Source organism: Bacillus sp. GMs2/2, from assembly GCF_050172095.1.
GTDB lineage: Bacteria > Bacillota > Bacilli > Bacillales > Bacillaceae_G > Bacillus_A > Bacillus_A cereus.
Genome location: NZ_JBNLYE010000276.1, coordinates 1 through 5,429 on the forward strand (window position 1 = coordinate 1; position 5,429 = coordinate 5,429).

Consider the following 5,429-nt stretch of genomic DNA (forward strand, 5'->3'; position numbering starts at 1 on the left):
ATAAAATTGTATAGCACTTCATGTTCTGTGAATGCTGCTATAACCAATATTATTGGTAAGCTTAGTTATAAACGAAGAAACTTATGATAGTATTCGACTATTTAAACTTTCTTCGATTACTTAATTTTTAGGAGGAATACATAATGACTGATCTCTATTCTCGTATTAACAAAGATGATGCTGTCGTGCTTTTAGTAGATCATCAAACTGGTCTTATGTCCGGACTAGTACGTGACTATGGTGTTGATGAATTCAAGAACAATGTTTTAGCTCTTGCTCATACTGCTAAGTTTTTTGATTTACCAGTTATTTTAACAACAAGTTTTGAAAACGGGCCTAATGGACCTTTAATGCAAGAATTGGTTGATCTCTTTCCTCATGCACCAAAAATAGCTCGACCTGGACAAATTAACGCATGGGATAATGATGATTTTGTAAAAGCAATCGAAGACACTGGAAAAAAACAACTTATCATCGCAGGCGTAGTTACGGACGTTTGTGTTGCTTTCCCGGCACTGTCCGCTATAAAAGCTGGATATGAAGTATTTGCTGTTACTGATGCTTCAGGAACTTTCAGTAAACAAGTTGCAGATGCTGCCAATACTCGTATGGCACATAGTGGTGTGCAACTTATGAACTGGTTTAGCGTAGCTTGCGAATTACAACGCGATTGGCGCAACGATGTCGAAGGTTTTGGCAATTTGCTTGCTAGCAATCTTCCAGGCTATCAAAATATAATTGGAAGCTATATGGGAGCTCAGCGAGATCTTAGTAAACAAAATGCATAAAGTGAAACTTTAATCAGTGGGGGTTTTGTTCATCCCCCACTGATTATTAGTTGAACCAATCGGGCTTTTACAGGCAGTTGATCCCCCACCTAACTTCTTTGCTTCCGCTGAATTTTGAGGTGGGGGTCTTACTGCCCGTTAATGCGGGATAAATGTATTTCAAAGAAATAGCTTTAAATCACTTTCAAAAAAATGGATAGTATACATTTAGTGCTGATTAAATCAGCACTCTCTTTTAATTTAAAAGGTATAGCAAAAATTTTATTTTTACGATTACAATTTTAAACAATTAAAAAAGGAGCGTTTTATTATGAGTAATTTAGAATTGTTAAATCCGGAGAACAGTGCATTAATTTTGATTGATTTTCAACCTCAAATGACTTTTGGAGTTGCAAGTATTGATAGACAAACATTGATTAATAACGTTATGCTACTTGCTAAATCAGCAAAAACTTTTAACGTACCTACTATTCTTACTACAGTTGAGACACGCAGCTTTTCTGGTTATTTTTGGCCACAAATTCTTGATATATTCCCAAACCATGAAATTATAGAACGCAGTTCAATGAACTCTTGGGAAGATCCAAAATTTGTTGAAGCAGTTAAAGCAACAGGTAGAAAGAAATTAATATTTGCAGCACTTTGGACTGAAGTTTGCCTTGCATTCCCTGTGCTTGAAGCAATGAAAGCTGGCTATGAAGTGTATGCAGTTGATGATGCTTCAGGTGGTACTAGTCTGACAGCACATAACGCTGCTATGCGTCGTGTAGAACAAGCTGGTGCAATTCCAGTGACAGCAATTCAAGTTTTACTTGAATACCAACGTGACTGGGCACACAAAGACACTTATGATGCTGTAATGGAAATTGTAAAGGAGCACACTGGCGCTTATGGTCAAGGAGTAGAATACGCATATACTATGGTGCACGGCGCGCTTCCAAGCAGGAAAATATGAAACAAGAAGGAGTAGCTGTCGAAGAGACTTATACAGGGAACACGATGGATGCTGCTGATCCAGTAACAACGATTGTTACATGGGAAATTCAACAAGGTAAAGAAAAACAGTTTGAAACATGGAGACATGAAATCGAAGCTGCCGCTACTAAATTCCCAGGGCATTTAGGTGTAAATCTAATAGTCCCAAATAACGAATCGAGAGAGTATACTGTTATTTTTCGCTTTGATACGTATGAGCATCTACGTGCTTGGCAAGAATCAGACATTCGCCGGGATTTGTTAAAAACGGCAGAACAATTTCAAGTTACTAATCCGAGTTACAAAACTGAAAGTAGTTTGGCTTATTGGTTTGTTACTCCGAAAACGCCAGTTCCACCGCCAAAATGGAAAATGTCTATCGTTACCCTTTTGGGTGTATGGCCTCTTAGCATGTTAGTTCCTAAAGTGATAGGACCTATTATAAAACATATGAATCCTATTATGTCGGCCTTTTTTGTTTCAGTATGTATAGTGTCCTTGCTATCATGGGTAGTCATGCCGATTTTCGGTAAATTATTTCATCCATGGTTACAAAATAATAGAAAGTAGACGAGGTGTGAACATGAATTTACCGGATATGATCTTATATAACGGAAAAATTACTACCCTTGACCCTTCTCAGCCTGAGGTATCTGCTATCGCCATAACTGATGGTTTAGTCACTGCAGTAGGTGGAGATGAGCTTCTTAATAGTGCCACGGAAAAAACAAAGAAAATAGACCTTAAAAGAAAGAGAGCTATTCCAGGCCTGAATGACTCTCATATACACGTTATTCGTGGTGGTCTGCATTATAATATGGAATTACGTTGGGAAGGCGTGCCATCACTTTTTATTGCTCTAGAAATGCTCAAAGAACAGGCAAGGCGTACACCTGCTCCTCAGTGGGTAAGGGTAGTTGGAGGTTGGTCTGAATTTCAATTTAAAGAGAGACGGTTGCCAACTTTGGAAGAAATTAATGCCGTTTCTGAAGACACTCCTGTATTTGTGCTACATCTTTACGATAGAGCACTTGTAAATCGTGCTGGGCTGCATGCACTGGGATATACAAAAGATACACCAGACCCTCCAGGCTGCTTAATTGAGCGGGATAAACGAGGTAATCCAACGGGCCTTTTAATTGCGAATCCTAACGCTTCTATTCTTTATTCAAGTTTGGGTAAAGCACCAGCACTTAATTTTGACGACCAGATTAATTCAACTCGCCATTTTATGCGCGAATTAAATAGATTAGGTATTACAAGTGCTATTGACGCAGGTGGTGGATTCCAAAATTATCCTGATGATTACAAAGTTGTTGAACATTTAGCCGAGAAGGAACAATTAACTTTGCGTATTGCTTATAATCTATTTACGCAGAATCCAAATCATGAATATGAAGACTTTGCTTCATGGGCAAAAATTGTTTCTCCAGGTCAAGGAACTGATAAGTATAAAATGAATGGTGCCGGAGAGATGTTAGTATTCTCAGCAGCCGATTTTGAAAAATTTCAAATGCCACGGCCTGAACTAGCTACGATGATGGAAGCTGACTTAAAGAAAGTAATTTCTCTATTGGTGGAAAACCGTTGGCCCTTCCGTTTACATGCAACTTATGATGAGTCAATCACACGTTTCTTAAATGTATTCGAGGAAGTTAACAGTGAAATTCCTTTTAATGGTCTACGATGGTGGTTTGATCATGCAGAAACAATCTCAGATCGTAGCATGGAACGTGTTAAGGCTTTAAATGGCGGTATTGCCATCCAAGACCGCATGGCTTTTCAAGGTGAATACTTTGTTGATTTATACGGAAAGGAAGCTGCAAAGCGTACTCCTCCGATTTATCGTATGTTAGACCTTGGTATACCTGTTGGCGCCGGTAGTGATGCAACTAGAGTTTCCAGCTATAACCCTTGGGTCGCTCTTTATTGGATGGTTGCCGGAAAAACCATTGGTGGACTTTCGATATACGATGAAAAAAATAAACTGGATAGAAAAGTAGCCCTGGAATTATATTCAAAAGGAAGTGCGTGGTTCTCTGGTGATGAAGGTAAAAAAGGAACCCTTGCAGTAGGTCAGTTTGCTGATCTTGCTGTATTGTCTGCTGACTACTTTACTGTGCCAGAAGAAGAAATCAAAAACCTTGAATCATTACTCACAATTATGGGCGGACAGGTTGTGTATGGAAATGATGAATTTAAAAATTTATCACCTGAATTGCCGCCAGCATCACCTGACTGGTCACCGACGGGAGTTTATGGTTATGGCGGTGCTAACCTAGCCAACACTATACTTTCTCACGATGCCCATGATAACAAGTTACATAGTTGCAGTAACCCTCTCCATCAACACACTCATACCGTAATAGGAAAAGATGGAACTAAATGGGGTATTGGTTGTACTTGCTTTGCTTTCTAAATCAAAACCACCGGTATAATGCCGGTGGTTTTCTTTCTGCAATAAGGATATGTAGATTCGAAATAGCATTGTATATCTCTATTGGAATCTATTACTATTTAATAGGACAAAAGAGTTGATAGCTTAAACTTGACTTGTTTTTTACATCCTTCTCTCCTTGCAAAGCCTACCCCTTTCCCTTAAGTAAAAGTCAAAAATCAATCACACCACACATATAAAGCCACTGCCCTTTGACTTTAATATTTGCTTTATCTTAAGACTTATAGATTTTTTCAAATTTCACACTAGAATCATTATTATTTCTATTACACTGATACTTTTTGCGAATCATTTAACTTCTGCATAAAGATGCGTGCAGCAAAACTTAAAAATTTATCATCAAAGTGAATAAGATTAATATCTTGACTTGGTGTTGGATCAGTAATACGAACTATGCTCAAAGTATCATTATTAACAAAGTTAACCAGTGAAAGAGGTATTATGGCAACCCCATGTCCATTGTATACAAGGCTCAATAGAGAAATAGAAGATTTTGTTTCTATATTTGCTTCAGATAAAGATAACCCTAAACTCTCACAATATATTTTAATAGATTCACGACAACTACATGAAACCATTATTCTACTCAGCCCTACTAATTCTCGAAAAGAAACAAATGATTTTTCATTCAAAGGATGATTTTTGGGAATGACAAGGACGAGCTCTTCACTATACAAAAGGGTGTTTGTTAATGTGTCTGGAATTTGAGCACTACGTGTAATCCCAAAATCAATATTTTTGTCAACGATTTGATTTACGGCAACTTCGGATTCTACAATTTTCACTACGATGTTGGGATAATGTTGTTGAAACTTCATAATATAAGGTGTTAAATAAGTAAGGTCCTCTAATAGACCTCCTATAGTAATCACACCTCTTTTTACACCCTTTAATTCAAAAATTTCATTATAAACGTCATCAAATTGTTGCATGATAAATTTTCCTTTATCAAATAGCAGCTTACCCGCTTCTGTCATTTTGATACCTCTTCCAACTCGATGAAACAAAGGTGTATCAAGTTCACCTTCTAACACACGTATTTGTTGACTTAAAGTCGGCTGTGAAATACCTAGAACTTCCGCAGCTTTAGTAAAACTATTATTATTACAAACTTGAATAAAATACTCTAAATGACGTAACTCCATTCTTGATACCCACTCTCCGCTTTATGAAAGATTTATAATGAAAAGGACGATATGTATACGTGA

At 37.5% G+C, this 5,429-nt stretch carries 5 protein-coding genes; 4 read left to right on the forward strand and 1 reads right to left on the reverse strand.

The genetic code is table 11. The features are described from left to right. Positions 1-143 precede the first annotated feature (143 nt). The 4 genes from ycaC to ACQGS6_RS22230 all read left to right on the forward strand — a co-directional run bounded on the left by ycaC (position 144) and on the right by ACQGS6_RS22230 (position 4,182). Positions 144-788: an isochorismate family cysteine hydrolase YcaC gene (gene ycaC / locus ACQGS6_RS22215; RefSeq protein WP_000131210.1), complete on the forward strand. Its 645-nt coding sequence runs from the start codon at positions 144-146 to the stop codon at positions 786-788. 310 nt (positions 789-1,098) lie between these two features. Next, a complete protein-coding gene (locus ACQGS6_RS22220; protein WP_000067163.1) occupies positions 1,099-1,743 on the forward strand; it encodes a hydrolase in 645 nt (214 codons plus the stop codon). Further along, positions 1,740-2,333 (forward strand): antibiotic biosynthesis monooxygenase, encoded by a 594-nt coding sequence (locus ACQGS6_RS22225; protein WP_000806851.1) that lies wholly within the window; start codon positions 1,740-1,742, stop codon positions 2,331-2,333. Before ACQGS6_RS22220 ends, ACQGS6_RS22225 begins: the two co-directional genes overlap by 4 nt. Before the next feature lie 13 nt (positions 2,334-2,346). Beyond that, positions 2,347-4,182, forward strand: a complete 1,836-nt coding sequence (locus ACQGS6_RS22230; RefSeq protein WP_001052852.1) for an amidohydrolase — start codon at positions 2,347-2,349, stop codon at positions 4,180-4,182. 305 nt (positions 4,183-4,487) lie between these two features. Here the strand turns inward: ACQGS6_RS22230 and ACQGS6_RS22235 are convergent, their stop codons facing one another. Beyond that, positions 4,488-5,366, reverse strand: coding sequence for a LysR family transcriptional regulator (locus ACQGS6_RS22235; protein WP_000423204.1), 879 nt, complete (start codon positions 5,364-5,366; stop codon positions 4,488-4,490). Positions 5,367-5,429 lie beyond the last annotated feature (63 nt).